The sequence below is a fragment of the Micromonospora sp. CPCC 206171 genome, from assembly GCF_036906755.1.
Lineage (GTDB): Bacteria > Actinomycetota > Actinomycetes > Mycobacteriales > Micromonosporaceae > Micromonospora > Micromonospora purpureochromogenes.
Genome location: NZ_JBAKHT010000039.1, coordinates 12,683 through 36,071 on the forward strand (window position 1 = coordinate 12,683; position 23,389 = coordinate 36,071).

Genomic DNA, 23,389 nt, shown 5'->3' on the forward strand with positions numbered 1-23,389 from the left:
CGGCGAAACGGAGTCGATCACGCCTGGCGCGACCCGCCCTCGGGCCGGTCCCGCCCCGGCAGCGTCGCCGGGGCGGGACCCGCCAGGCGGTGGGCTCAGGCTCCGGCGGGCGGCGGCGCGAAGACGCCGAAGTGGTTGCCGGCCGGGTCGAGCAGGTGGGCGAAGGTCAGGCCGTTGTCGTTCGACTTCAGCGGGACCAGCACCTTGCCGCCGGCCGCCTCGGCCCGCCGGCAGGTGTCGGCCACGTCGGCCACCTGCACGTAGAACACCGCGTAGTTCGGGCCGGCCCCGCCGGTGGCCCGGATCGCGCCCTGGATCGACCCCTCCGGCCCCGGCTCCACCACCCGGTACGACGTCTCCGGGTTGCCCTGTTCGGTGAACGCCCAACCGAACACGTCGGTGTAGAACCGCCCGGTCTCCTCGGGCCGGTCGGTGCCGACCTCGAACCAGCTGACCGCGTTGGTGATCGTGGACATGTGTGTCGCCTCCCGTCGCCGGCACCGGCCGGTCGGCCGGGCTCGTCAGGAGTCAGCCTCGGGGTCGTCCGCGACACCGTCCTGTCGGTGTTTCCGGATCAGTCAGCCGGGCGCTCAGACCAGGCTCAGCGCGCGGACCCGCTCGTGCGGGATGTCCAGGTCGTCGAGGCGCAGCTCGCGGGTGACCACCTCGGGCAGCGCCTGCACCCCGAGGATCCGATCGGTGCGGAAGCAGCGCAGCCCGTCGCGCAGCCGGCACCAGGCGAGCAGGTACCAGTGTCGGGGGTTGCCGAGGTAGCCGAGCGGTTCGACCTCGCGCGCAGACGCTGCCCCGGCGCGGTCGGCGTACCGCAGGCGCAGCACGCGCCGCGCGGAGACCGCGTCGGCGACGACGGCCGGGACGGGCGTGGCCGGCCCCTCGCCGATCAGGTGCACCCGGCCGGCGAGCCGGTGCGCCTCGGCCGCGTCGGCAGCCGGCATGACCGCCAGCAGCTTGCGCAGGGCGGTGGCGCCCGCCCCGGCGAACGGCGTGCCGCCGAGCCGGTGCAGCGCGACGGCCATCGCGACCGCCTCGGCGGCGGTCAGGTTGACCGGTGGCAGGGTGTGCGCCCGGTCGACCACGTAGCCGCCGGTGCGGCCGGGCTCGGCCCAGATCGGCACGCCGGAGCCCTGCAACGCGCTGATGTCCCGCTCGATGGTGCGGGTGCTCACCTCGAAGCGCCCGGCCAGCCAGCGGGCGCTGCGCGGCCGGGGCGACACCGCCCGCAACTCCTCCACCAGGCCGTAGAGACGGTCGGTCCGGTTCACCCCCGCAACCTAGGCCCGGGGTACGACAGCGGCGCTCAGGCGATGCAGGCGCAGACGATCAGCGCGGCGCCGAAGTGGGTGGCGGCGCTGACCCGGGCCGCCGGGTGCGGCTCGTCGGAGCAGATGATCTCGCCCAGCTTGCCCGGGGTGAGCAGGTCGAGCACGAAGAAGGCCAGCGCCATGATGGCCAGCCCGATCAGCCCGAAGATCACCGTGGAGGCGAGCCCCTTGGCGAAGTCGCTGTAGCTGGTCAGGATCGCGGTGAAGACGATCCCGGCGATGCCGAGCTGGTTGGCGGCGAGCAGCAGCGCGGCGTTGTTGTTGCGCCGTACCCAGATCAGCTCGCGCAGCCTCCCCGGGGTCAGCACGTCGACCAGCAGGAAGCCGGCCGCCATCAGGCCCACCCCGACGACCCCGAAAACCACGCTCTGCCACGCCCCGCTGAGCAGATCCTCCAGCACCGACTGCCTCCCGGCCTCCTACGCCCGGCGAGGGTGCCGGCGCGGTGATCGAGACGATAGCGGCACCGCGCCACCGCGATCTAGAGCGACAGATACCGCTGCCGCTCGTACGGGGTGACCTCGCGGCGGTACTGCTCCCACTCGGCGCGCTTGTTGCGCAGGAAGAAGTCGAAGACGTGCTCGCCGAGCACCTCGGCGATCAGCTCCGAGCCGGCCATCACGTCGATCGCCTCGGCGAGGTTCTCCGGCAGCGCCTCGTACCCCATCGCCCGCCGCTCGGCGCTGGTCAGCGACCAGACGTCGTCCTCGGCGCCCGGCGGCAGCTCGTAGCCCTCCTCGATGCCCTTGAGGCCGGCGCCGAGCAGCACCGCGAAGGCGAGGTACGGGTTGGTCGCCGAGTCCAGCGAGCGGACCTCCACCCGGGCCGAGTTCGGCTTGCCGTACGCGGGCACCCGGACCAGCGCCGACCGGTTCAGGTGGCCCCAGCAGACGTACGCCGGGCTCTCGGTGATCCGGTCCGGCAGCGCCAGCGGGAAGAGCCGCTTGTACGAGTTGACCCACTGGTTGGTGACCGCGGTGTACTCGCGGGCGTGCATCAGCAGGCCGGCGATGAACGACTTGGCCACCTTGGAGAGCTTCATCGGGTCCCCGGCGTCGTGGAACGCGTTGCGCTCGCCCTCGAACAGCGACAGGTGGGTGTGCATGCCGCTGCCCGGCTGGTCGGTGAAGGGCTTCGGCATGAAGGTGGCCTGCACGCCGGTCGAGAGCGCCACCTCCTTGACCACGTGCCGGAAGGTCATGATGTTGTCGGCGGTGGTCAGCGCGTCGGCGTAGCGCAGGTCGATCTCCTGCTGGCCGGGGGCCACCTCGTGGTGGCTGAACTCCACCGAGATGCCGATCCGTTCCAGGGCCAGCACGGCCTGGCGGCGGAAGTCCCGCGCCACGGCGTGCGTGGTGTGCTCGAAGTAGCCGCCGCTGTCCACGGGCACCGGCAGGGAGCCGTCCTGGGGGCCGTTCTCCAGCAGGAAGAACTCGATCTCCGGGTGGGTGTAGAAGGTGAAGCCCTTCTCGGCGGCCTTGGACAGCATCCGGCGCAGCACGTGCCGCGGGTCCGCCCAGGAGGGACCGCCGTCGGGGAGCAGGATGTCGCAGAACATCCGGGCGCTCTCGCCGCTGACCCCGCCCTCGAAGGGGAAGACCTGGAAGGTGGTCGGGTCCGGCATGGCGACCATGTCGGACTCGAAGACCCGGGCGAAGCCCTCGATCGCGGAGCCGTCGAACCCGATGCCCTCCTCGAAGGCGGCCTCCAGCTCGGCGGGGGCGACCGACACGCTCTTGAGCGTGCCGAGCACGTCGGTGAACCACAGCCGGACGAACCGGATGTCCCGCTCTTCCAGCGTACGGAGGACGAACTCCTGCTGACGGTCCACTTCCCCAACCCCTCGCGACACTCTTTGTCCGCCTTCGACCGGGCTGCGCCCGACCTGACCGCCCAGTCTCCCCGGGCCTCGTTACGCCGACGTTACGCGAAGCACCGCCGCCCCGTCCCGTCGTGTCCCGCCCGCCGGTGGCCGTTCGGTAGGGGTGGCCGCCGTCTCGTCCCGGCCACCGCGTCGGTACGCCGGGGCTGGGGCAAGATGAGGGCATGCCCACCCTGCGTCTCGCCCTGTCACAGGTCAACCCGACCGTCGGCGACCTCGCCGGCAACGCCGAGCTGGTCCGCACGTGGAGCCGCCGCGCCGCCGACGCCGGCGCCCAGCTCGTCGCCTTCCCGGAGATGATGCTGACCGGCTACCCGGTCGAGGACCTGGTCTTCCGCCGCTCCTTCGTGGCGGCCTCGAAGGCCGCGCTGGAGCAGCTCGCGGCCGACCTGGCCGCGGACGGGCTCGGCGACCTGCCGGTCGTGGTCGGCTACCTGGACGCGGACGGCCCACCGCAGGTCAGCGGGGACGCCCAGCCGGGCCGGGGGGCCCGCAACGCCGCCGCGCTGCTGCACTCCGGCGGCGTCGTGGCCACCTACTTCAAGCACCACCTGCCCAACTACGGCGTCTTCGACGAGGACCGCTACTTCCTTCCCGGCGACGCCCTCACCGTCGTGCGGATCGGCGGGGTGGACGTGGCGCTGACCATCTGCGAGGACCTCTGGCAGGCCGGCGGCCCGTTCGCGGTGGCCCGGCAGGCCGGCGTGGGGCTGGTGGTCAACATCAACGGCTCGCCGTACGAGCTGAACAAGGACGACATCCGGCTGCCGCTGGTCCGCCGCCGGGCCGCCGAGGCCGGCGCGACCATCGCGTACGTCAACATGATCGGCGGCCAGGACGAACTGGTCTTCGAGGGCGACTCGATGATCGTGGCGGCCGACGGCACCCTGCTCACCCGCGCCCCGCAGTTCGTCGAGCACCTGCTGGTGCACGACGTCGAGCTGCCCGAGGCGGGCGAGCGCGGCGCGGACACCGAGGAACTGGCCGACGGGATGCGGGTGGTCCGCCGTACCGTCGGAGCCGTCCCGCCGGCCCCGACGGGCCCGGCGGCCGCCGGCGGGGTGATGGAACCGGTCGCGGACGAGGCCGAGGTGTGGCAGGCGCTGGTGCTCGGCCTGCGCGACTACGTCAACAAGAACCGCTTCCCGTCGGTGGTGCTGGGCCTGTCCGGCGGCATCGACTCGGCGGTGGTGGCCGCGCTCGCCGTCGACGCGCTAGGGCCGCAGCGGGTGGTCGGGGTGTCGCTGCCCAGCCAGCACTCCTCGGAGCACTCCCGGGCCGACGCGGAGGACCTGGGCAAGCGGACCGGCCTGGACTACCGGGTCGAGCCGATCCAGCCGATGGTGGACACCTTCCTGGCCAACATGTCGCTGTCCGGGGTGACGGTGGAGAACCTCCAGGCGCGGGTCCGGGGCGTGATCCTGATGGCGCTGTCGAACCAGGAGGGCCACCTGGTCCTCACCACCGGCAACAAGAGCGAGCTGGCGGTGGGCTACTCGACCCTGTACGGCGACTCGGTCGGCGGCTTCAACCCGGTCAAGGACGTCTGGAAGACGCTGATCTGGCGGCTGGCGAAGTGGCGCAACGCCGACGCGGCCAGCCGGGGCGAGACCCCGCCGATCCCGGAGAGCTCGATCGGCAAGCCGCCGTCGGCCGAGCTGAGCCCGGGCCAGCTGGACAGCGACACCCTGCCCGACTACGACGCGCTCGACCCGATCCTGATCGGCTACGTCGACGGCGACCTGGGCCGCCACGGGCTGGTGGAGTCCGGCCACGACCCGGCGGTCGTCGACCGGGTGCTCCGGATGGTGGACACCGCCGAGTACAAGCGCCGGCAGTCCGCCCCGGGCACGAAGATCTCCATCAAGGCGTTCGGCCGGGACCGCCGGCTGCCGATCACCAACCGCTGGCGCGAGCAGGGCTGAGCGGAACTGTTCCCGGCGCGGCCGCGACCGGTCCCGGTCCCGCCGCGCCGGTCGGCGCCGAGTGAAATCCTGCACTGTGCCCTGCCGTGAGGCGGTCGTCCGGTGCGACGATCGCGGCGGAACCCGGGGACCGCGACGGCGGCCTCGAGGAAAGGAGACAGTCATGGTGGAGTCCACCCCGACCGAGGTGACCGCCCTCTACGGCGGCCCGGCCACCCGGCGGGTACGCACCCGCGACCTGATCGCCGCCAAGGAGCGCGGCGACCGCTGGGCGATGCTCACCTCGTACGACCAGTACACCGCCTCGATCTTCGACGCCGCCGGCATCCCCGTGCTGCTGGTCGGCGACTCGGCAGCGAACAACGTGTTCGGCTACGAGACCACCCTGCCGGTGACCGCCGAGGAGCTGCTGCCGCTGGTCCGGGCCGTGGTCCGGGCGACGAAGCACTCGCTGATCGTCGGTGACCTGCCCTTCGGCTCGTACGAGGAGGGCCCGACCCAGGCGCTGCGCACGGCGGTGCGGTTCATGAAGGAGGGCGGCTGCCACGCGGTGAAGCTGGAGGGTGGCCGGCGCTGCGCCGACCAGATCGCCGCGATCGTCGGCGCCGGCATCCCGGTGATGGCGCACATCGGCTTCACCCCGCAGAGCGAGCACACCCTGGGCGGCTACCGGGTCCAGGGGCGGGGCGACGCCGCCGACGAGGTGCTCGCCGACGCCCGGGCGGTGGCCGAGGCCGGCGCGTTCGCGGTGGTGCTGGAGATGGTGCCGGGCGAGGTGGCCAAGCGGATCACCGCGGAGCTGCCGATCCCGACGGTGGGCATCGGCGCCGGCCCGGACACCGACGCCCAGGTGCTGGTCTGGCAGGACATGGCCGGCCTGCGTACCGGCCGGGCGCCGCGGTTCGTCAAGCGCTACGCCGACCTGGCCGGGACGCTGACGGAGGCGACCCGGCGCTTCGCCGACGAGGTACGCGGCGGCGAGTTCCCCGCCGCCGAGCACACCTTCTAGGACGAGGGGGCGGTGGGGGTCGTCCGCACCTCCACCGCCCCGCTCGCCGGGTCCACAGTCACCCGAGGCGGGTCATGTCCGATCCGGTCGTGCCTGTCCGGTCGCGCCGTTCCGGGGCATGACACCACCGCGAGCGTGATACCTCAGTGGCATCAAGATGACTCTGAGGTATCACGCTCGTTCGGTGACGGCCGGGCCGGCAAGACACCCGCGTGGCGGCGCGGGACAGCGGTGCGGCGTCCTGCGCCCATCAAGCGAGGGACGCGGGGTGTCGCGGGTGCTGCGGTTCGGTACGCGAGGGACGCGGGGCGTCGCGGTGCCGCGGTTGGCACGCGGGGGCGGCGGGGCGTCGCGGTGCCGCGGTTGGCACGCGGGAGCGGCGGGGCGTCGCGGTGCCGCGGTTGGCACGCGGGGGCGAGCCCCCGCCGTGACCGGGTGCCGGACGGCGTCGGCGTCAGAGGTCGGTGACGCGGATGCCGGCGTGCGCCTTGTAGCGCTTGTTGATGGCGATCAGGTTGGCGGTGAACGCTTCGATCTGGTGGGCGTTGCGCAGCCGGCCGGCGTAGATGCCCCGCATGCCGGGGATCCGGGCCGCCAGCGCGCCGACGATGTCGACCAGTTCCCGCTCCTCGGTGCAGATCAGCACGTCGAGGTCGATCCGGTCGATCTCCGGGTCGGCCAGCAGTGGCGCGCTGACGTGGTTGAACGCCGCGCAGACCCGGGAGTCCGGCAGCAGGGCGGCGGCCTGCTGCACCGCGCTGCCCTCGGGCACCGGGAGGGCGTACGGGCCCTGCTTGTCGAAGCCGAGCGGGTTGACGCAGTCGACCACGATCTTGCCGGCGAGCGGCTCGGCGAGGGCGGCGACGATGGCGGCGTGCCCGTCCCACGGCACCGCGATGATCACCACGTCGCTGCGACGGGCCACCTCGTCGTTGTCGGCCCCGGCGACGTCCACTCCGGCCGGTACGCCGGGCAGCGCCGCGATCTCGGCGGCGGCCGCCGCGGCCCGCTCGGCGGAACGGGAACCGATCAGCACGGTCTGCCCGGCCCGGGCGAGCCGGTAGGCGAGGCCCCGCCCCTGGTCGCCGGTGCCACCGATGATGCCGACGGTCAGCCCGGAGACGTCGGGCAGCGTGGTCGCGTCGTAAGCCATGCGGTCATCCTCGCAAACCGCCCCCGCCCCCAGCACCGCCCACCGCTGTGACAATCCCCGCTACCACCCCGCCACCCTCCGATCCCGCCGCCCTTCGACGCCGCGCCGCCCTTCGCTGCGGCCACTTTCAGAGAAAGCGTGGCTATTCGGGCCGCCAAGGCCACGCTTTCTCTGAAAGTGCAGGGGGGGTCGGGGCGCGGGTGGGTGCGGCGGTGGACGCATGGGGGGCCTGGGCCGGCGGGGCGGGGCGCCGGCGGGGCGGGGGGCGGGCGGGGTGGGCCGCTCGGTCAGCGACGACACCCGCAGGCGGTCAGGCGCGTTCGAAGACGACCTTGCGGGCCACCGGGTCGGCGGTGACCAGGCGGACCTGGATCCGCTCGCCGAGCGGCAGCTCGCCGGTGCAGCGGGCGCGTACCGGCGGGGCGTCCAGCGCCACCGTGCCGCCGGGCGGGCGGCCGGGCTTCGACTGGCCGTTCGGCGGGGCGTCCACGTCCAGCACCGCGGCCTCGAAGACCTCCCCCACCCGGTGCTCCAGCAGCACCGCCTCGGCCAGCTCGATGGCGCCCCGGGTGGCCGCGCCCGCCGTCCGGTCGGTCGCCGCCATCACCTCGGGCAGCTTCGGCAGCGCCGCGCGGGCCCAGTCCGGCACCGGCCGCTGCTCGTGCAGGGCCAGGCAGACCTCCGTCGCGTACCGGTCGGCCAGCCGGCGCAGCGGGGCCGTGACATGGGCGTACGCGGCCGCGACCCCGCCGTGCTCCGGCTGGTCGGGCAGCTCGCCGTCGAACGCCGTGTACCCGGCGCCCCGCATCAACTCCGCCGCCTGGTCCACGAAGGCGGCGGCCCGAGGCTGCGAGGCATCCAGCCCGGCGAGCACCTCGCCCACGCCGACGCCGTCGGGCCACGGCACGCCCAGCGGGGCGGCGGCGGCGCGGAGTCGGGCCACCGCCTCGGGCTTCGGCGGCGGCATGGTGCGCAGCAGCCCGATCCGGCCGGTTAGCATGATGTCGGCCGCGGCCATTCCGGTCAGCAGGGAGATCTGCGCGTTGTGGTCCTCCATCGGGACCGGACCGCGCAGCACCAGCCGCCAGCCGTCACCGTCCGGCTCGACGTCCTGCTCGGGCAGGGGCAGGTTGACCGCGCCCCGGCGCAGGCCCCGGGCGGTGAGCAGCGCGCCGATCTCGGGCAGCAGGGCGACCGGTTCGGGCAGCCGCCCGGCGTCCGCGGCGGCCTGCACCCCCTCGTAGTCGAGCTTGGCCCGGCTGCGGACCCGGGCCCGTTCCAGGGCGACGCCGGTGGTCGCACCGTCGGCGTCGAGATCGATGGTCCACACCACCGCGGCCCGGTCGACGTCGGGCAGCAGGCTGGCCGCGCCCTCGCTGAGGGTGTGCGGGTGCAGCGGCACGTTGCCGTCGGGCAGGTAGACGGTCTGCCCGCGGCGCCAGGTCTCCTCCTCCAGCGCGCCGCCGGGGCGTACGTGGGCGGCGACGTCGGCGATGGCGTACCGCACGCGGTAGCCGCCGCCGGGTCGGCGGGCGAGGTGCATCGCCTGGTCGAGGTCGCGCGACGCCGCCGGGTCGATCGTGACGAACGGGACGTCGGTACGGTCGACCCCGGTGGCCGGCGGTGCGGCGGCGGCCTGGTCCGCCTCGCGCTGCGCCGCGTCCGGGAAGCCCTCGGGCAGTCCCAGTTCGCGGCGCAGCGCGCCGAAGTCGATACGGGGCGCCAGTACGCGTCGAATGACCACGGGTCAATCCTGGCAGTCCGGCGCGTGATCCGCCCTCCGGCGATGCGACGGCGGTCGCCGTACGGTCAGCCGGTGGCCTTGCGGGCGCGGGACCGGGCGCTGGTGGGCGCGGTGGCCCGGGCGGCGGCCGGGCGGGCCGGCGCCTTGCGGGCGGTGACCTTCTTGGCGGCCGTGGTCTTCGTCGCCGGCGCCTTCTTCACGGTCGCCTTGCGGGTGGCGGTCGACGAGGTGGCGGTCGTCTTTCGCGCCGGCGCCTTCTTGGCGGTGGTCTTCGTCGCCGGCGCCGTCCTGGCGGTGGTCTTCTTCGCCGGTGCCTTCTTCGCCGCCGTGGTCTTCTTCGCCGCGCCGGTGGTCTTCTTGGCCGCGGCGCCGGTGGTCTTCTTCGCCGCGCCGGTGGTCTTCTTGACCGTGGCTGTCGCCTTCCGACCCGTGGAGGTGACCTTGCGGGCAGCGGTCGAGGCCTTCGCGGCCGTGGTCTTCTTCGCGGCGGTGGTGGTCTTCTTCGCCGCGGGCGCCGTCTTCCTCGCGGCGGCGGTGGTGGTCTTCTTCGCCGCGGGCGCCGTCTTCCTCGCGGCAGCGGTGGTGGTCTTCTTCGCCGCGGTCGTGGTCTTCGGGGCGGCCTTGCGGGCGGGGGCCTTCGTCGCCTTCGACGCGGCGGTCTTCTTCGCCGTGGTCTTCACGGCGGGGGCCTTCTTGGCGGTGGTCTTGGTGGCGGGGGCCTTCTTGGCGGTGGTCTTCGAAGCGGGGGCCTTCTTGGCCGCCGTCTTCTTCGCGGCGGTCGCCGTGGTGGTCGGGGTCCGTCCCGCCCCGGCGCCCGCCGCGCTCGTCGCCGCCCGGCCGACCGGCGCCTTCCGGGCCGCCGCGGTGGTCGTGGTGGACCGGCGTGCCGCGGTGCTGCGGGTGGCGCCCGCCGTCCGCGTGGCCGCGGCGGACTTCTTGGCGGCCGGGCGGGTGGTGGCCTGTTGTGCTTCGGCCATCTCGGTTCCCTCCTTGGGGACATGCGCTCGCGCGCCCCCGGTGCGGAGGCACGGAGTTCCTCGACACGGGCCGTCCCGCGCCGTTTAGCTGCCCTCCCCGGCCCAGCGGGCGTCCTCGGCCTCCCACGCCTCGTTGCGCTCCCGCACCGTCTGCAGGGCGTTCTCGGCGTCGGCGGACGAGGCGTACGGTCCGAGAACGTGCTTCGCAGGGCACACGTCGGCATCGGTCTCGACCCGGTGGTGTCGGGTGCACCAGTAGTAGTGCCCACCACTTCCGCTGTCGTTCATGAGATCACTGTGCACCGGGAGCAGCCCGGCCGCCACCGGATCGCGCAAATAGTCGCGACGACCTCCACAGTAGACGTGCTGGTGGGGGCCGCGGGGTGGAATGCGGGAAGCCGTACCCGGACGGACGGGGCAGCCGGAAGGGCGGTCGGTGGCGGAGAATTCCCCGGTGCGTTTCGGGGGCAGAACATCGGCACGGGTACGCCGCGGCCTGCTCGCCGCGGCCGTGGTCACGGTCTTCACGGTGACGGCGGTGGCGGTGGCGGCACCGCTGCTGCGGGACCGGTCGCAGCAGCGGCTGGAGCGGCGGGCCGAGCGGGAGGTGACCGCCATCGCGCAGCGGGCACGGGGCGAACTGCTGGCCGACCCGACGGCCGCAGAGGCGGACCTGCGCCGCGCCGCGGAGCGGGTCGACGGCGTCGAGGTGGTGGCCGTGGAGGGTGGCGCGCAGCGCCGGGAGGCCGGGGTGCGCCTGCTCTTCCGGGTACGCGTGGCGAAGACCGCAGCCAGCGTCTTCGGGTGGCAGCGGGCCACCACCGAGCGGTGCTTCGCGCAGCTGGTGCGCCCCGGCACCGGTCCGGCCGCGCTGGAGCGGGTGCCCTGCCCGGCGTGACCGGAACGGTCGCGTTGAACGATCGACGCGGAGCTGGACCGCCCCTACCGACAGGTGAGCCAGGCGGTGGCCTGGTCCGGCTGATGCCGGCGGTGCGGCCTTCGGTCGGCACGGGCGGGGCCGTGCCGGTTAGGGTCGCCGGATGGGCGTACCGGACTACATCCTGCGGATGCGCGAACACGTCGGCCACGACCTGCTCTGGCTGCCGAGCGTCAGCGCGGTGGTCCGCAACGACGCCGGCGAGCTGCTGTTGGGGCGACGCTCCGACGACGGCCGCTGGTCGGTGGTGAGCGGCTTCGTCGAGCCGGGCGAGCAGCCGGCCACCGCCGTGGTGCGCGAGGTCGAGGAGGAGACCGGCCTGCGCGTCGAGCCGGTACGCCTCAGCAGCGTCGTGTCGCACCCGCACACCTACCCGAACGGGGACCGCTGCGAGTACCTCAACCTCGGCTTCCACTGCCGACTCGTCTCCGGTACGGCCCGGGTCAACGACGACGAGTCGGTGGCGGTCGAGTGGTTCGGGCCGGACCGGCTGCCCGAACTGGACGCGCACGCCCGGCTGGTGATCGCGCGGGCGCTCGCCGACGACCCGGCCGCCTGGTACCTGCCGGCGGGCGCGACCTGGGACGAGTTCTCCGGCGCGCGCTGACCCGCAGGGCGGGCCGCCGCCCACGGGGGCGTGAGCGTTCGCGACGTCGCCGTAGTGGCGGTGTCGGATCGGCGTGGAAACCGCCATCTCGGCGAAACGGTGTGGGCCGAAGCGTCGACCGTGCGCGGGCCGCCGGTCAGGCGTCCGGCGTAGCGCCGAGGGTGGCGCGCAGGCTCGCCAGTTCCGCGGCGGTGCCGATGGCGGACCGCCGCTCCGGGTGCGCGACGTAGTGGCGGACGCTGCCGGCGAGGAAGTCGCGGTCCACGTGCACCGGCCCGATCCGCAGCGACCGCGGCACCGGCGGGCGGTCCGGCGTGGCGGGACGTTCGGCGAGCACCAGCTCGGCGCGGCCCTTCCCCGCCGGCCCGGGCGGTCCGCCCACGAGCAGCCGGCCCCAGCGGAGCGTCCGGCCCCGCACCAGGCCCCGCACCGTGATGCCGGCCTCGTCCAGCGTCAGGCGGGGCCGCTCGTCTGAGAGCACCAGCCCTACGACCAGCAGGACGGCCAGCACCGCGAGCACGTTCCACACCAGGGCCTCGCCGGACTCGAAGAACCGGACCCGGTCCTCGCCCGGCACCCGCTCGGTGATCAGCAGCCCGCCCGCCAGCCAGCTCGTGAGGATCGACCACGGGCCGGCCCAGGCCGGTGCGGCCGGTGCGGTGAAGCGCGGCCCGGCGGGGTCTACCTGGAAGGTGGCCGGCCGACGGCGCACCGCGCGGGTGAGCAGCAGGTAGCCCGCCACCGGCACCAGGACGCTGCCAGCCGTGCCCGCCGCCCAGCCGAGCAGGGCCACGGCAGTGGAGTCGATCCGCCAGGTGAGCGGCTTCAGCCAGAACTCGACGCCGATCCGCAGCAGGAACGCGGCCAGGGCGAAGGGCAGGGCGAGCAGGCGCGCCGTCCGGGGGGTCACCGGCGGGAGTGCAGGCCGATGGATCAAGGAGGGCAGCCGGGCCTCAGGCGTCGGTGCGCAGGCGGGCGTGCAGGTGCATGTCGTGCCAGCCGTCGGCGTGCAGCCCCTCGCCGCGCTTCGTACCCTCGGCGGTGAAGCCGGCGCGGCGCGCCACCCGGCAGGACGCCTCGTTCGCCGTGGAGTGGCACACCTCGACCCGGTGCAGCCGGAGGGTGTCGAAGCACCAGGCGGACAGCGCGGCGAGCGCCCGCGGGGCGACCCGGCGGCCCCGCGCGGCCGGCAGCACCCAGTAGGACACCTCGGCCAGCCCGTCGGCGAGGACGACCCGGCGCAGGCTGATCTGCCCGACGACCACCCCGGCGGCGCACACCGCCCACCCGGCGCCGGTTTCCCCCCGCCACCGGCCCGGCCAGGCGGCGATCCAGTCGGCGGCCTCGTCGTCGGTCATCGACCGGCAGTGCCAACGCCGGATCGCGGCGTCGGCGTACGCGGCCACCACCACCGCCCGGTCCGCCGGCAGCCACGGACGCAGGTGTACGCCCTCGGCGCGCAGGTCCGGCTGCGCCAGCGCGGCCATCGATCCGGGCGGTACGGCGGGTGCGGCGAGCATCGGCACGAGTGGACTGTAGGCGGTGCTCCTGCCCGACGTGGGGCCCGCGGCGGCCGCCGGCACGCCGTAGGCTGCGCGAGGTTCCGGCCCGACAGGAGGACGACGATGGACACCCGCACCGACCCGGTCGAGATCCTTGCTCGGGTGAGCGAGCAGGACGGTCGCCAGCGGGCGTTCGAGGTGTGGGTGCACAAGGCGACCAGGGCGGGCTGGGCGGTGACGGTGGAGTCGACCGCCGACCGGCCCGGGCCCGAGTGCGGTGTGGTGGAGATCGAAGGACTGCGGTACCGGATCCTGCACGCCGAACGGGTCCGCCAGCGGGTGGCCATCGTGCCGGCCGGCGAACACCTGATCGCCGCGTCCGTCCGGCTGTCCAGGGGCGACGCGGAGGGCATCTCCTGGGCCTGGGAGTTCGGGCACGCCGCCTGGGCGGAACCGATCGTGTCGTAGCGGTGCGGCCGACCTATGCTCACCGCCTGAAGATCGAAGAGTCTGGGGTGTGCCGGTGGGTCGGGTCGGCGTTTTCCGCACCGCGGTCGTGCTGGCCGCGTTGGCACTGAGTCTCGGCGGGTGCGGCCGGTTGGGCGACGCCATATCGGGGGACCTCTCCGACCGCGCGTGCCACCCCGACCCGGAGACGGTCGCCGCACTGCGCCAGGAGCCGGTGTTGACCCGGACACCACCCGGCGCCCCCGCCAGGCCGGCGACCGAGACCGTCAGTTGCGGCGATGAGCCGCCCAGCTTCGGAATGCTCGACCGCGAGGTCACCGGGGCCGGTGCCGCCGACGACGTGGCGGGCTTCTACGCGGACCTCGGCCGCTCCAGTGGCTGGGAGGCGTTCGACCATGGCGTCCATGTCTACGACGCCGGCAAGCCGGACGACACCAGGTGCACGTGGCGGCTTCAGGTGGTCAGCACCGCCGAGGGGACCTACCACGTGCAGATCTTCTACACCCCTCGAGATCTCCGGCCGACCTGCCTCTGACCGAACGACTTCGGCGGATCATGACGATTGAGCCGAAGGGACAAGCGCCTCTGCGCCGTGGTGGGCCGCGGGCCGGGGCGTCACCGGGTAGCGGCCGAGGGCCAGCAGCGAAAGGGTCAGTGCGGCGAGGCCGAGCGCCGCTACCGCGAGCATCGCGCCCCGCGGGCCCGTCGCCGACCCCCCCAGTCCGATGTAGACCGGCCCCAGCAGGAACCCGAGGTAGGACACGACCGTCACGATCGAGGTCGCACGTCCGCGCGAGGACTCGACGACGTTGCACGAGACGAGGCTCAGCAGCGCCGGGAACAGTCCGGCGGTTCCGGCAGCGTGGAGGACGAGTCCGGCCAGGGCGACGGGCACGGACGGGGCGCGGGCGACGACCGCCACGACGGACCCGAGGACGAGAACCGTGAGCGGGGTTCAGTGTGCTGACCACGAAGCGGGTGGTCGCTACGACGGCGGCGAACGCCGCAGGCGCGATCGCGCTGAGCCCCGGTCCGGTGGCCAGGACGTCCTCCAGGAAGACCGCACCCCCGCTCTGGTGGGCGTACTCGCTGGCGAACGCGAGCGCGCCGAGCACCCCGACGAGGGGCACCGGCACGACCGGCATCCGAATGCCGCTCGCGCCGCCCGGCCCGGCAGGCTCGGGGCCCGACATGGCGGCGGGCAGGGCACGGTGAACAGCGGCGCCGCCCAGGACCGACAGGAGCAGCACGACGGCGAACGGGACCCAGGTGGGTGCCCCGAGGGCGATCGCCGCGCCGGTGCCGAGGCTGGCCACGACGACCATGGTGGAGACCGCGCCGGGTCCGAGGGCGCCTAACGAACCTCGCCCACGCTGCCGTCGGAAGTGGCCGTCTGCCCGTCCGGTTGGATCGGCACGGGACTCTGTGATTGCACTCGGTCCCCACCACCGTCACTGTCTGGCAGCCTGGGCGGATGACTGGGCGGAAGCGCCATAAGTTGTGCAACTACCGCGATCGTTGGGATCGTCAACGACAGCAACGTCGATGACGCAACAATTAGTGCGGGTGTGGCGGGTTCCCATCCATCGATCGGACGACTTAGTAACGTCCCCGACATGACGGCAACGACAATAACCCAACCCACTGACAAATAAGCTGCACGGACGGCCCAAATGTCGAGCCTCTTGTCGACCGTTTCGTCGTCTGCCTGCTCCGCCTCCGGTCCGAGCGCCTGCCTTGATGAAGCTTTCCCAGCCAGCCATCGGGCGAGCGGAAACAACAAGATGATCAGGATGATTAGCCACGCGTATAGGGCAACTACACGGAAAAGCCAACTTGGTGGACTGTTCAAGCCCGATTCACGCATATCGACGAGATAGCTTCCCGCAGTCACCTGCAGGTGATACGCGACCACAAGCGCCACTACGTAGGTAATGAAGTTGGCCAACCTCGTCACGCGGGCGTGGTGGTCATCGTAGGCGTTGAACAGCCAGCTGATGCCGCCAAAAATTCCGAGAGCGCCCAGGCCCAGCAAGCCTGCCGCAGGCATTGTCTCGCTCCAAGCCTTTGCGCACACCTGCTCCCCAGCGATGACGCCGAAAATGAAGCTGTCCAGGGCAAGCGCGAGTAGCGCACCGGTGAACAAGACTAGCGCCCGCGTTTTTTGGCGGCTCGGGTTTCGGTCACTGAACAACACGACGATGCCCGCGAAGACTAGACCGGCCAGCACCCCAGCCAGCTGGGAGTGAGCCGACGCGGAGCTTATGGGGTTCCATTCCAACTTCGTGCAATCCATTTGCTCAGCACCCCCATCTCAATGGGACCCACGTATATTGGCCAGCCCACGTCTCGTTTCGATTCCATCGCTCTCGAATGCAGTTCCAGTGAAGTCGCGGCAGGCTGCCTGCGGTTAGCCAAGCGATCCGTCTAACTGGGCACCTTGGCTCCCGCAGGGTCAGGGGGTGAGTCGTGCGACGTCGGTCCCAGGGGTACGTGTGGGGAGGATTGGTAGTGGCTGGCGGAATAGGCGGTCGCAACGCAGAAGACCGCGACCAGCACCAGTGCCGAAATCGGAACGGCATCCGAGATCGTGGTTTCGGCGGTAGTGAACGTTATTAGAATCGTCGATCCTGCTAACGACAGGAACGCCAGTAGAGCGGCGGCGTTAGCAAGTACGGCCGCCTGCCTACCCAAATCGCTCGATGGTCGGAAGGATCGGAAGGACCTGACTCTGAAGCCAACGACGGCAACGAGGGTGACCCCGAAGACTCCCAATGCGATCCAATCGGCGAGGACGAATTCGCTGTACGCCCCGTACTTCTGACCCAAATGATCCCGCAACCCGCCCCACATGAGCATCACAAGTAAAGGCGGCAAGATCAGGACGGACGTGTTGCCGAGTAGCTGAATGGCCGCCGACCCGACGTGGTGGCGCAGATCCGAGAGCAGCACCAAAATCGAGAACACCAGCATGATCCCAGCGATGCTGAAACCCATGCCAGCGATCGTCTGGAGTGACGCCACCCGTGGTGTTCCCGCCAGTTCTCCTGTCACGATCGCGTAATCAAGGCTTGAGGCAACGAGTGCGATGAAGGCACTAGTCAAAGGTGCCACGCTGTGCCGAATTGGAACTTCCACATCGTCAATTCCACGCCGGGCGGTCACCAATGCGACTAGGCCGGCGAACGAAAAACCAGCCAATACTCCGGCGAGCTGCGAGTAGTATCCGGCGAGCTGGGGGAGATTGGGCGGTCCTGAACTTACGATCGTGAACGGGACCATCGCCGTAACCCTTCGGGTCGTGATTCCTGGGCTTCGAGTGACGGAAGGTTGGAAACCGAATGAGGCAGAAGGCGCGCCTTGTGTGCGAAGACTAGCGACGACGCCCCGGACGGCATAGCCATCGCAGTGCGAATTAACGCATCAGCGTCGATGCATGGGACAGAAGGACCATCAGGTTATCGCCCTGAAGGTTGAACTGCACGGCAAACGGGAGTGCCTTGGCGCCGTTAGTGAGCGTCTGCCGAGCAGAGCGGCCAGGCGTCGCCGACGAACGTCAGTTGCCGGACGGCATACCGGACTGGCGTAACGGATGGGATTGGTGACTTCTGCCGGGGTGGGCCGTCGACAGCAACGGTGACAGCTGCGAGCCGCACCGCGCTCGTGATCAACCAATCGGGGGTTCGGGTGCGCTGGCTGTGGCGAACGCGCACGTTCACGCGGGAGCAGGTTCGCGGGTTCCGCACCGACCCCGATTGGCTGGTCCCGGAGCGGCTCTGGTTGCAGCTCAGCGATGGCACCAAGGTTCCGACGCCTGTTCGGAGACGCTGCGCCACCGCGTACCGCGTTGGCGACGGCGGCACGGTTCTCGCCTATGAGCTACGAGGAGTTCCTCGCCGATCTCAAGCGCTGGACAGCATGTGTTCCTCGCTGAGAGCCGGCCCCGGCCAGTTTCGGAGTCCGTACAGCCCCGGTTTACAGCACCCGACACGACCGACCGCAGCAGCCGAAGAAGCAGCAGGTCAGCCGCGATGCAACTGCGGCTGACCTGGTGGGCGACGGACGAGTCGACCTGTACGCCGGATTCTGTGCGCGGCGCGTACCCCTCGCGGGGTACGTGCCGGCGGCGGCCATCCATCTCGGCCTGCCGTCGCCGACAGGCTCATGCGGCCTACCCGCAGACATCGGGCGGGCAGCCCTCAAGCGTCTGCGCCGGGTCGTCATCTTGCGGTGACGGCCCTTTCTTGGCCTTGCTCCGGGTGGGGTTTACCGAGCCACCCCGGTCACCCGGGGTGCTGGTGGGCTCTTACCCCACCGTTTCACCCTTACCGACCCGATGGGCCGGCGGTCTGTTTTCTGTGGCACTGTCCCGCGGGTCACCCCGGGTTGCCGTTAACAACCACCCTGCCCTGTGGAGTCCGGACGTTCCTCGGCGGCGGGCCGGAGCCCGCCGACGCGACCGCCCGGTCGACTCGTCCGTCGCACCCTCATCCTAACGACGCCGGGTCCCCGCCCATTTCCGCCCCGGACGGCCACCCGGGGAGTCCCCGCCGCCCGGTTTGCGGCGTGTCGCGGTGTCCGGGGGCCGGGACACCCCGACACGCCGCAAGACGGCACCCGCCGCGCAGGCCGCGCGGACGGGGGGCGCGGTGGCCGCGCGGGGTGCAGCGGGGCGTACTAGCCTCGGGTCACCATGGATCTCTCCGACGCCGCGCTCCTGCTCGCCGCCGGTCTCGCCGCGGGCACGGTCAACGCGGTGGCCGGGGGCGGTTCGCTGATCACCTTCCCGGCGCTGCTGGCGGTGGGCCTGCCGCCGGTGCCGGCGAACGTCACCAACTCGGTCTCGGTCTGCCCGGGGTACCTGGCCAGTGTGGCGGGCAGCCGAGTCGACCTGCCGTCGACGCGTTCGCTGGCGGCGCTGGTGCCCACCACGGTCGTCGGCACGATCTTGGGTTGCCTGCTGCTGCTGGCCACCCCGGCCCGGACGTTCGAGGTGGTCGTACCGTTCCTGGTCCTCGGCGCGACGGCGGTGCTCGCCTTCCAGGATCCGCTGCGCGCGCTGGTCGGGCATCCGCGCGACCTGGCGCCGCGCCGCCGTACCGTCACGGTGCAGGCCATGGTCGGGCTCGGCGCGGTGTACGGCGGCTATTTCGGCGCGGCCCTGGGGGTGATGCTGGTCGCCGGGTTGGCCCTGGTGCTGGACGCGACGCTGGCCCGGGTCACCGCGATCAAGAACCTGCTCTCGGCGGTGGTCGGGCTGACCACGGTGGTGATGTTCTCGCTCTTCGGGCCGGTCAACTGGGCGGCGGTCGCCGTGGTCGCGCCGGCCACGCTGGTCGGCGGGTACGCCGGGGCCCGGCTGGTCCGCCGGTTGCCGCCGGTGCTCCTCAAGATGTTGATCGTGGCCTTCGGCACGGTGATCGGCCTCTACCTGCTGTGGCGGGCGCTGCGCTGATCAGTACGCCTCGCCGACCGGTTCCTCGGTGGCGCGCTCCGCGCGGCGGGCGGCCCGGTTCCAGCGGGACCAGAGCACCCGCTCGCCGCAGCCGGCGGCCATCAGGTGCGCGAAGGCCAGGTAGACCAGCACGCCGACGGCGAGGACGCCGAAACCCACCCAGAACGGCAACGCCAGGCCGTGCTCGGCGAGCTTGCCCGAGATGATCGGGGCGGGCGCGGCGGCCCCCCAGCGGACCAGGTTGAACGCGCCGGTGGCGACCCGCCGGTCGGCGGAGCCGAGGCCGAGCGCGAGGTCGGTGAGGTTGGCGTTGGCCAGGCCCATGCAGAGGCCGGCGAGGACCAGCACCACCAGCGACTCGGCGGTGCTGCCGGAGGTGGCGAAGCCGACCATGCAGAGCAGCAGGCCGGCGAGGGCGACGCCGACGGTCTGCACGGCGCCGATCCGGTGCGCGAGGCGGTGACCGATCACCAGGATGCCGGCGGCCAGGCCGAGACCCCAGCCGGTGAAGGCCAGCCCCAGCGGGACGACGTCCAGGCCGAGGAAGAGCGGCGTGTAGCCGAGCACCACGAAGAAGACGAAGTTGTAGGCGGCGGTGACCACGCAGAGCGTGACGAACGCCGGCCGGCGGTAGGTGGCGAAGATCTGACCCACGCGTACGGGCGCCTGCCGGTTGGTCGGCTCCCGGAGCCGGCGCGACGCCACGGCCAGCGCGAACACCATGAACACGCCGCAGACGAAGAACGGCAGCCGCCAGCTGACCTGGCCGAGCAGGCCGCCGAGCAGCGGGCCGACGGCGAAGCCCAGGCCGAGCGCGGTCTCGAAGAGGCCGACCACCCATTCCCGGTCGTTGGCGAGGTTGACCAGCACCACCATGGCGGTGGCGAAGAACATCGCGTTGCCGAGTCCCCAGACGCCGCGCAGCACCGACAGCTGGACGATGTCGTTGCTGAACGAGGCTCCGATGGCGGCCAGGCCGACGACGGAGACGCCGGTGACGAGCACCGGCTTGAAGCCGAACCGCCCGCTGGCCAGGGTGGCCGGGATCATGCCGACGGCCATCACCGCGATGTACGCGGTGAAGAGCAGTTCGACCTGCCAGGCGGTGACTCCGATGGCCTCGCCGATGGCGGGCAGGATCGGGTCGACCACGGCGATGCCGGCGATGGCGAGGAAGGCCACCAGCGTGGTGGCGTAGATGGCACTGCGGTTCGGTTCGGCACGCCGATCCACTCGAACTCCCAGATAGCTGTATCGTACAGATAGTTTTGTTTGTATCATACAGCTATGAGTGACGACCAGCGGACCGGAGCGGACGACCAGGCCACCCTCGGCCGGATCGAGACCGAGGTGGCCCTGCTGATGCGCCTGGGCGAGGCGACCCGCCGGGCCACCGGCACCGCCGAGCACCGGGTGCTGGACCGGGCGGCGTACGTGATCCTGCGGCACCTGGACGCGGCCGGTCCGCAGAACGTCTCCGCGCTCGCGGCGCAGCTCAACCTGGACGGCTCGACGGTCACCCGGCAGGTCTCGGCCCTGCAACGCGACGGGCTGATCACCCGCGCCCCCGACCCGGCGGACGGGCGCGGCACGGTGGTCTCCCCCACCGCGGCCGGCCTGCAACGGATGGCAGCGGTGCGGGCGGCGCGTACCCGGCTCTACGGCGACATCCTCGGCGACTGGGACGCCGAGGACCGGGACACCCTGGCGCGGTTGCTGGGCCGGCTCAACGAGGCGTTGAGCGCCCGCAACCGCCGCGGCTGACCGAAGCCCCACCCCTCGCCCTGCACGGCCGGGGACCTGCGGCGGACAGTACGGAGCTGATGACGTGAACGACTCAGCGGCCGGGCGTCGGCACCGATCCGTTCACGTCATCAGCTCCGTAGCGTCTCGGCACCGCGGCCGGCCGCGGGACCCCGGGCGCCCACCGCAGCGGGCACCCGGGGGGGCCGACCTTTACGCCACCGGCTCGCGGGCCGAGTCGGCGTCGCGCTCGGGGCCCGGAGTGACCCGGGGGTCGCCCTCGTCGGCGAAGTAGTCGTCCGGCGTGGTGTGGTCCACCCCGTCGGTGACCTTCGTGGCCCGCAGGACCAGGGTCAGCAGCGCGGCCACCACCAGGTTGACCAGCACCGCCACGATGCCCACGTAGATCGTCTTCTTGGTGTCGAAGCCGAACTCGGACAGCGGGAAGGCCGAGCCGGCGAAGTGCTTCTTCCCGGTCGCCGGGTTGGCGACCTGGTAGAGCATCCACATGCCCATGCCCATGCCGGCCGCCCAGCCGGCGATCAGCGCGGTGCGGTGGAACCAGCGGGTGTACAGGCCCAGCGCCACCGCCGGCAGCGTCTGGAGGATGATCACGCCGCCGATGAGCTGGAGGTCGATGGAGAACTGCGGGTCGAGGAAGATGATGAACGCCAGCGCGCCCACCTTGACCAGCAGCGAGGTCACCTTCGAGACCTGCGCCTCCTGCGCCGGGGAGGCGTCCCGCTTCAGGTACTCCTTGTAGATGTTGCGGGTGAACAGGTTCGCCGCCGCGATCGACATGATCGCCGCCGGCACCAGCGCGCCGATACCGATGGCCGCGTACGCGACCCCGGCGAACCAGTCGGGGAACTGCTGGTCGAACAGGACCGGCACCACCGTGTTGCTGTCCACGCTCCCCGCCGTCGCCCCGGGCAGCGGCTTCACCCCGGCCGCGATGGCCATGAAGCCGAGCAGCGCGATCAGCCCGAGCAGCAGGCTGTACGCCGGCAGCGCGGACATGTTCCGCTTGATCACGTCACGGTTCCGGCTGGCCAGCACGCCGGTGATGCTGTGCGGGTAGAGGAAGAGCGCCAGCGCCGAGCCGAACGCCAGCGTGATGTACTGGAGCTGGTTGTTGGCGTTGAGCAGGATGCCGTCGCCCGGCGCCGGTGACGCCTTGAACTTCGCGTCGGCCGCGTTGAAGATCTCGCCCCAGCCGCCGAGCTTGTAGGGCAGGTACAGCACCGCCACCAGGATCACGATGTAGATCAGCGTGTCCTTGACGAAGGCGATCAGCGCCGGCGCCCGCAGCCCGGACTGGTACGTGTACGCGGCCAGGATGGCGAAGGCGATGATGATCGGCAGGTGTCGGGCCAGGGTGCTCTCCCCGGTCACCCCCATCGTCTTCAGCACCGCCTCGATGCCGACCAGTTGCAGCGCGATGTAGGGCATCGTGGCGACGATGCCGGTGATCGCGACCAGCAGTGCCAGCACCGGCGAGTCGAACCGGTTCCGGACGAAGTCGGCCGGGGTGACGAAGCCGTGCCGGTGCGAGACCGACCAGAGCCGGCAGAGCACCAGGAACACCAGCGGGTAGATGACGATGGTGTACGGCACGGCGAAGAAGCCCATCGCGCCCGCGCCGAAGATCAGCGCCGGTACCGCGACGAACGTGTAGGCGGTGTAGAGGTCACCGCCGACCAGGAACCAGGTGATCCAGCCGCCGAAGTTGCGCCCGCCCAGCCCCCACTCGTCGAGGTGGGCCATGTCCCGCGGCGCCCGCCAGCGGGCCGCGATGAAGCCCATCGCGCTGACCAGCAGGAAGAGCACCGTGAAGACGATGATCTCGGTCAAATGGTCGCGCCACATCACCGACCACCCCGCTTCTTCGTCATCTGGTAAACCACGGTCGTGGTGGCCACGCCGAGCAGGATGTAGGCCAGCTGCAGCCAGTAGAAGCGCGGGAAGCCGAAGAGCCGGGGCGAGTCCGCGTTGAAGAAGGCCGGGATCAGTGGCACCAGGATCGGGATGAAGAGCAGCCAGTTCCAGGGACTGTGGTCCTTGGCCCTGGACGACGCCGTGCTTCCCGCGGGATCCGGTCCCGGCTCGGCCGGCGGTGTTCCGGGATCACTCATCTGCGTCTCCGAAGGGTCGTGGATCGGTCTGATCGCGCGGAGGCTAACCAGGCTGTGAGCGTGGTCACGCCACTCGCCGACGTGCCCTGCGCCGAGCGGCAAGTCCGCTGCGCCGAATGACGTGCCCGGCCCTGGACGGGGCAGCCGGGCGGGCCGCGTGCCGCTAGCCTGGGGCCTCACGCACTGACACGGGGGTGGTGCAGGGTGTCGCTGTACGCGACCGAGGCGATGCGGGCGTTGGGCTCCTCCTTCTCCACCTACGCCGACGACATCGACCAGCAGACCCGCCCGACGCTGGCCGGGCTGGAGCTGCCGCAGGGGGCCTTCCCGCTCTTCGCGATGTCCGCGGCGGACGACTACGCGCAGTCCCTGGCCGCGGTGGGCGCGGTGACCACCGCGCTGCGCGACACCTTCGACGCGATCGGCACGGCGCTGCACCGGGTCGCCGGCCACTACGAGCAGTTGGAGGCCGACCAGGCGGCCGGCTTCCAGCGCACCCACGACTGACC

Annotated in this window: 24 protein-coding genes, 1 other RNA gene and 1 pseudogene; 9 read left to right on the top strand and 17 right to left on the bottom strand. The window is 71.9% G+C overall.

The window, feature by feature from the left end; genetic code table 11:
* Positions 1 to 95: 95 nt before the first annotated feature.
* From V6U89_RS27970 to glnA, 4 genes are all read right to left on the bottom strand, one after another.
* Entirely contained in the window at positions 96 to 476 is a 381-nt protein-coding gene (locus V6U89_RS27970) for a VOC family protein (protein WP_334575572.1), read from the bottom strand.
* Between the two features lie 114 nt (positions 477 to 590).
* The gene (locus V6U89_RS27975) at positions 591 to 1,283 is read right to left on the bottom strand and encodes a helix-turn-helix transcriptional regulator (RefSeq protein ID WP_334575576.1); all 693 of its coding nucleotides are present in this window, start codon (positions 1,281 to 1,283) and stop codon (positions 591 to 593) included.
* Between the two features lie 35 nt (positions 1,284 to 1,318).
* Entirely contained in the window at positions 1,319 to 1,744 is a 426-nt protein-coding gene (locus V6U89_RS27980; RefSeq protein WP_334575579.1) for a DUF350 domain-containing protein, read from the bottom strand.
* 80 nt (positions 1,745 to 1,824) lie between these two features.
* A complete protein-coding gene (gene glnA / locus V6U89_RS27985) occupies positions 1,825 to 3,174 on the bottom strand; it encodes a type I glutamate--ammonia ligase (protein ID WP_334575581.1) in 1,350 nt (449 codons plus the stop codon).
* 215 nt (positions 3,175 to 3,389) lie between these two features.
* Between glnA and V6U89_RS27990 the strand changes: the two genes are divergently transcribed.
* Together V6U89_RS27990 and panB are read left to right on the top strand one after the other, a co-directional pair.
* Positions 3,390 to 5,150: an NAD+ synthase gene (locus V6U89_RS27990; RefSeq protein ID WP_334575583.1), complete on the top strand. Its 1,761-nt coding sequence runs from the start codon at positions 3,390 to 3,392 to the stop codon at positions 5,148 to 5,150.
* A gap of 163 nt (positions 5,151 to 5,313) precedes the next feature.
* Entirely contained in the window at positions 5,314 to 6,159 is an 846-nt protein-coding gene (gene panB, locus V6U89_RS27995; RefSeq protein ID WP_334575586.1) for a 3-methyl-2-oxobutanoate hydroxymethyltransferase, read from the top strand.
* Positions 6,160 to 6,613: 454 nt separating this feature from the next.
* On the opposite strand, the gene npdG is transcribed toward panB, so the two are convergent.
* From npdG to V6U89_RS28015, 4 genes are all read right to left on the bottom strand, one after another.
* Positions 6,614 to 7,312, bottom strand: a complete 699-nt coding sequence (gene npdG, locus V6U89_RS28000; protein ID WP_334575589.1) for an NADPH-dependent F420 reductase — start codon at positions 7,310 to 7,312, stop codon at positions 6,614 to 6,616.
* Between the two features lie 310 nt (positions 7,313 to 7,622).
* On the bottom strand, positions 7,623 to 9,056 hold the full coding sequence (locus V6U89_RS28005) for an RNB domain-containing ribonuclease (protein WP_334575592.1): 1,434 nt from the start codon (positions 9,054 to 9,056) through the stop codon (positions 7,623 to 7,625).
* Positions 9,057 to 9,121: 65 nt separating this feature from the next.
* The gene (locus V6U89_RS28010; RefSeq protein WP_334575597.1) at positions 9,122 to 10,033 is read right to left on the bottom strand and encodes a hypothetical protein; all 912 of its coding nucleotides are present in this window, start codon (positions 10,031 to 10,033) and stop codon (positions 9,122 to 9,124) included.
* Between the two features lie 84 nt (positions 10,034 to 10,117).
* Positions 10,118 to 10,321, bottom strand: a complete 204-nt coding sequence (locus tag V6U89_RS28015) for a hypothetical protein (RefSeq protein ID WP_280841559.1) — start codon at positions 10,319 to 10,321, stop codon at positions 10,118 to 10,120.
* A gap of 166 nt (positions 10,322 to 10,487) precedes the next feature.
* Between V6U89_RS28015 and V6U89_RS28020 the strand changes: the two genes are divergently transcribed.
* Positions 10,488 to 10,931: a hypothetical protein gene (locus V6U89_RS28020; protein WP_334575602.1), complete on the top strand. Its 444-nt coding sequence runs from the start codon at positions 10,488 to 10,490 to the stop codon at positions 10,929 to 10,931.
* A gap of 142 nt (positions 10,932 to 11,073) precedes the next feature.
* Positions 11,074 to 11,577, top strand: a complete 504-nt coding sequence (locus V6U89_RS28025) for an NUDIX hydrolase (protein ID WP_334575607.1) — start codon at positions 11,074 to 11,076, stop codon at positions 11,575 to 11,577.
* Positions 11,578 to 11,713: 136 nt separating this feature from the next.
* Here V6U89_RS28025 and V6U89_RS28030 read toward each other — a convergent pair whose 3' ends face one another.
* A complete protein-coding gene (locus V6U89_RS28030; protein WP_334575611.1) occupies positions 11,714 to 12,487 on the bottom strand; it encodes a PH domain-containing protein in 774 nt (257 codons plus the stop codon).
* Positions 12,488 to 12,530: 43 nt separating this feature from the next.
* A complete protein-coding gene (locus V6U89_RS28035; protein ID WP_334575613.1) occupies positions 12,531 to 13,103 on the bottom strand; it encodes a GNAT family N-acetyltransferase in 573 nt (190 codons plus the stop codon).
* 99 nt (positions 13,104 to 13,202) lie between these two features.
* On the opposite strand from V6U89_RS28035, the gene V6U89_RS28040 reads away from it, so the two are divergent.
* On the top strand, positions 13,203 to 13,547 hold the full coding sequence (locus V6U89_RS28040) for a hypothetical protein (RefSeq protein WP_334575617.1): 345 nt from the start codon (positions 13,203 to 13,205) through the stop codon (positions 13,545 to 13,547).
* A 55-nt stretch (positions 13,548 to 13,602) separates the two neighbouring features.
* A complete protein-coding gene (locus V6U89_RS28045) occupies positions 13,603 to 14,082 on the top strand; it encodes a hypothetical protein (protein WP_334575621.1) in 480 nt (159 codons plus the stop codon).
* Between the two features lie 18 nt (positions 14,083 to 14,100).
* On the opposite strand, the pseudogene V6U89_RS28050 reads toward V6U89_RS28045, so the two are convergent.
* The 4 genes and pseudogenes from V6U89_RS28050 to rnpB form a co-directional block, all read right to left on the bottom strand.
* Positions 14,101 to 14,475 (bottom strand): annotated as a pseudogene (locus tag V6U89_RS28050) (MFS transporter); the annotation flags it as partial.
* A gap of 426 nt (positions 14,476 to 14,901) precedes the next feature.
* Positions 14,902 to 15,777, bottom strand: coding sequence for a hypothetical protein (locus V6U89_RS28055; RefSeq protein WP_334575624.1), 876 nt, complete (start codon positions 15,775 to 15,777; stop codon positions 14,902 to 14,904).
* Positions 15,778 to 15,974: 197 nt separating this feature from the next.
* On the bottom strand, positions 15,975 to 16,829 hold the full coding sequence (locus V6U89_RS28060) for a hypothetical protein (RefSeq protein WP_334575626.1): 855 nt from the start codon (positions 16,827 to 16,829) through the stop codon (positions 15,975 to 15,977).
* 777 nt (positions 16,830 to 17,606) lie between these two features.
* An RNA gene (gene rnpB / locus V6U89_RS28070) (RNase P RNA component class A) lies at positions 17,607 to 18,022 on the bottom strand.
* Between the two features lie 218 nt (positions 18,023 to 18,240).
* Between rnpB and V6U89_RS28075 the strand changes: the two genes are divergently transcribed.
* Positions 18,241 to 19,002 carry a sulfite exporter TauE/SafE family protein gene (locus V6U89_RS28075; protein ID WP_334575628.1) on the top strand — a complete coding sequence of 254 codons (762 nt, stop codon included), beginning with the start codon at positions 18,241 to 18,243 and terminating at the stop codon, positions 19,000 to 19,002.
* Here the strand turns inward: V6U89_RS28075 and V6U89_RS28080 are convergent, their stop codons facing one another.
* Positions 19,003 to 20,235 carry an MFS transporter gene (locus V6U89_RS28080; protein ID WP_334575630.1) on the bottom strand — a complete coding sequence of 411 codons (1,233 nt, stop codon included), beginning with the start codon at positions 20,233 to 20,235 and terminating at the stop codon, positions 19,003 to 19,005. It lies immediately after the preceding gene.
* Positions 20,236 to 20,289: 54 nt separating this feature from the next.
* Here V6U89_RS28080 and V6U89_RS28085 point away from each other — a divergent pair, with 54 nt between their 5' ends.
* Positions 20,290 to 20,766 carry a MarR family winged helix-turn-helix transcriptional regulator gene (locus V6U89_RS28085; protein ID WP_334575635.1) on the top strand — a complete coding sequence of 159 codons (477 nt, stop codon included), beginning with the start codon at positions 20,290 to 20,292 and terminating at the stop codon, positions 20,764 to 20,766.
* 192 nt (positions 20,767 to 20,958) lie between these two features.
* On the opposite strand, the gene mctP is transcribed toward V6U89_RS28085, so the two are convergent.
* Both mctP and V6U89_RS28095 read right to left on the bottom strand, forming a co-directional pair.
* Entirely contained in the window at positions 20,959 to 22,614 is a 1,656-nt protein-coding gene (mctP, locus tag V6U89_RS28090) for a monocarboxylate uptake permease MctP (protein WP_334575637.1), read from the bottom strand.
* The gene (locus V6U89_RS28095) at positions 22,614 to 22,880 is read right to left on the bottom strand and encodes a DUF3311 domain-containing protein (protein WP_334575639.1); all 267 of its coding nucleotides are present in this window, start codon (positions 22,878 to 22,880) and stop codon (positions 22,614 to 22,616) included. The genes mctP and V6U89_RS28095 overlap by 1 nt, the downstream gene beginning before the upstream one ends.
* A gap of 204 nt (positions 22,881 to 23,084) precedes the next feature.
* Between V6U89_RS28095 and V6U89_RS28100 the strand changes: the two genes are divergently transcribed.
* Complete coding sequence (locus V6U89_RS28100) at positions 23,085 to 23,387, top strand: hypothetical protein (protein ID WP_334575641.1); 303 nt, start codon at positions 23,085 to 23,087, stop codon at positions 23,385 to 23,387.
* Positions 23,388 to 23,389 lie beyond the last annotated feature (2 nt).

Coding starts and splice junctions, on each gene's coding strand:
- V6U89_RS27970 (WP_334575572.1), bottom strand. CDS start 476: ATGTCCACGATCACCAACGCGGTCAGCTGGTTCGAGGTCGGCACCGAC.
- V6U89_RS27990 (WP_334575583.1), top strand. CDS start 3,390: ATGCCCACCCTGCGTCTCGCCCTGTCACAGGTCAACCCGACCGTCGGC.
- panB (WP_334575586.1), top strand. CDS start 5,314: ATGGTGGAGTCCACCCCGACCGAGGTGACCGCCCTCTACGGCGGCCCG.
- npdG (WP_334575589.1), bottom strand. CDS start 7,312: ATGGCTTACGACGCGACCACGCTGCCCGACGTCTCCGGGCTGACCGTC.
- V6U89_RS28010 (WP_334575597.1), bottom strand. CDS start 10,033: ATGGCCGAAGCACAACAGGCCACCACCCGCCCGGCCGCCAAGAAGTCC.
- V6U89_RS28015 (WP_280841559.1), bottom strand. CDS start 10,321: ATGAACGACAGCGGAAGTGGTGGGCACTACTACTGGTGCACCCGACAC.
- V6U89_RS28025 (WP_334575607.1), top strand. CDS start 11,074: ATGGGCGTACCGGACTACATCCTGCGGATGCGCGAACACGTCGGCCAC.
- V6U89_RS28040 (WP_334575617.1), top strand. CDS start 13,203: ATGGACACCCGCACCGACCCGGTCGAGATCCTTGCTCGGGTGAGCGAG.
- V6U89_RS28060 (WP_334575626.1), bottom strand. CDS start 16,829: ATGGTCCCGTTCACGATCGTAAGTTCAGGACCGCCCAATCTCCCCCAG.
- V6U89_RS28075 (WP_334575628.1), top strand. CDS start 18,241: ATGGATCTCTCCGACGCCGCGCTCCTGCTCGCCGCCGGTCTCGCCGCG.
- V6U89_RS28085 (WP_334575635.1), top strand. CDS start 20,290: ATGAGTGACGACCAGCGGACCGGAGCGGACGACCAGGCCACCCTCGGC.
- mctP (WP_334575637.1), bottom strand. CDS start 22,614: ATGTGGCGCGACCATTTGACCGAGATCATCGTCTTCACGGTGCTCTTC.
- V6U89_RS28095 (WP_334575639.1), bottom strand. CDS start 22,880: ATGAGTGATCCCGGAACACCGCCGGCCGAGCCGGGACCGGATCCCGCG.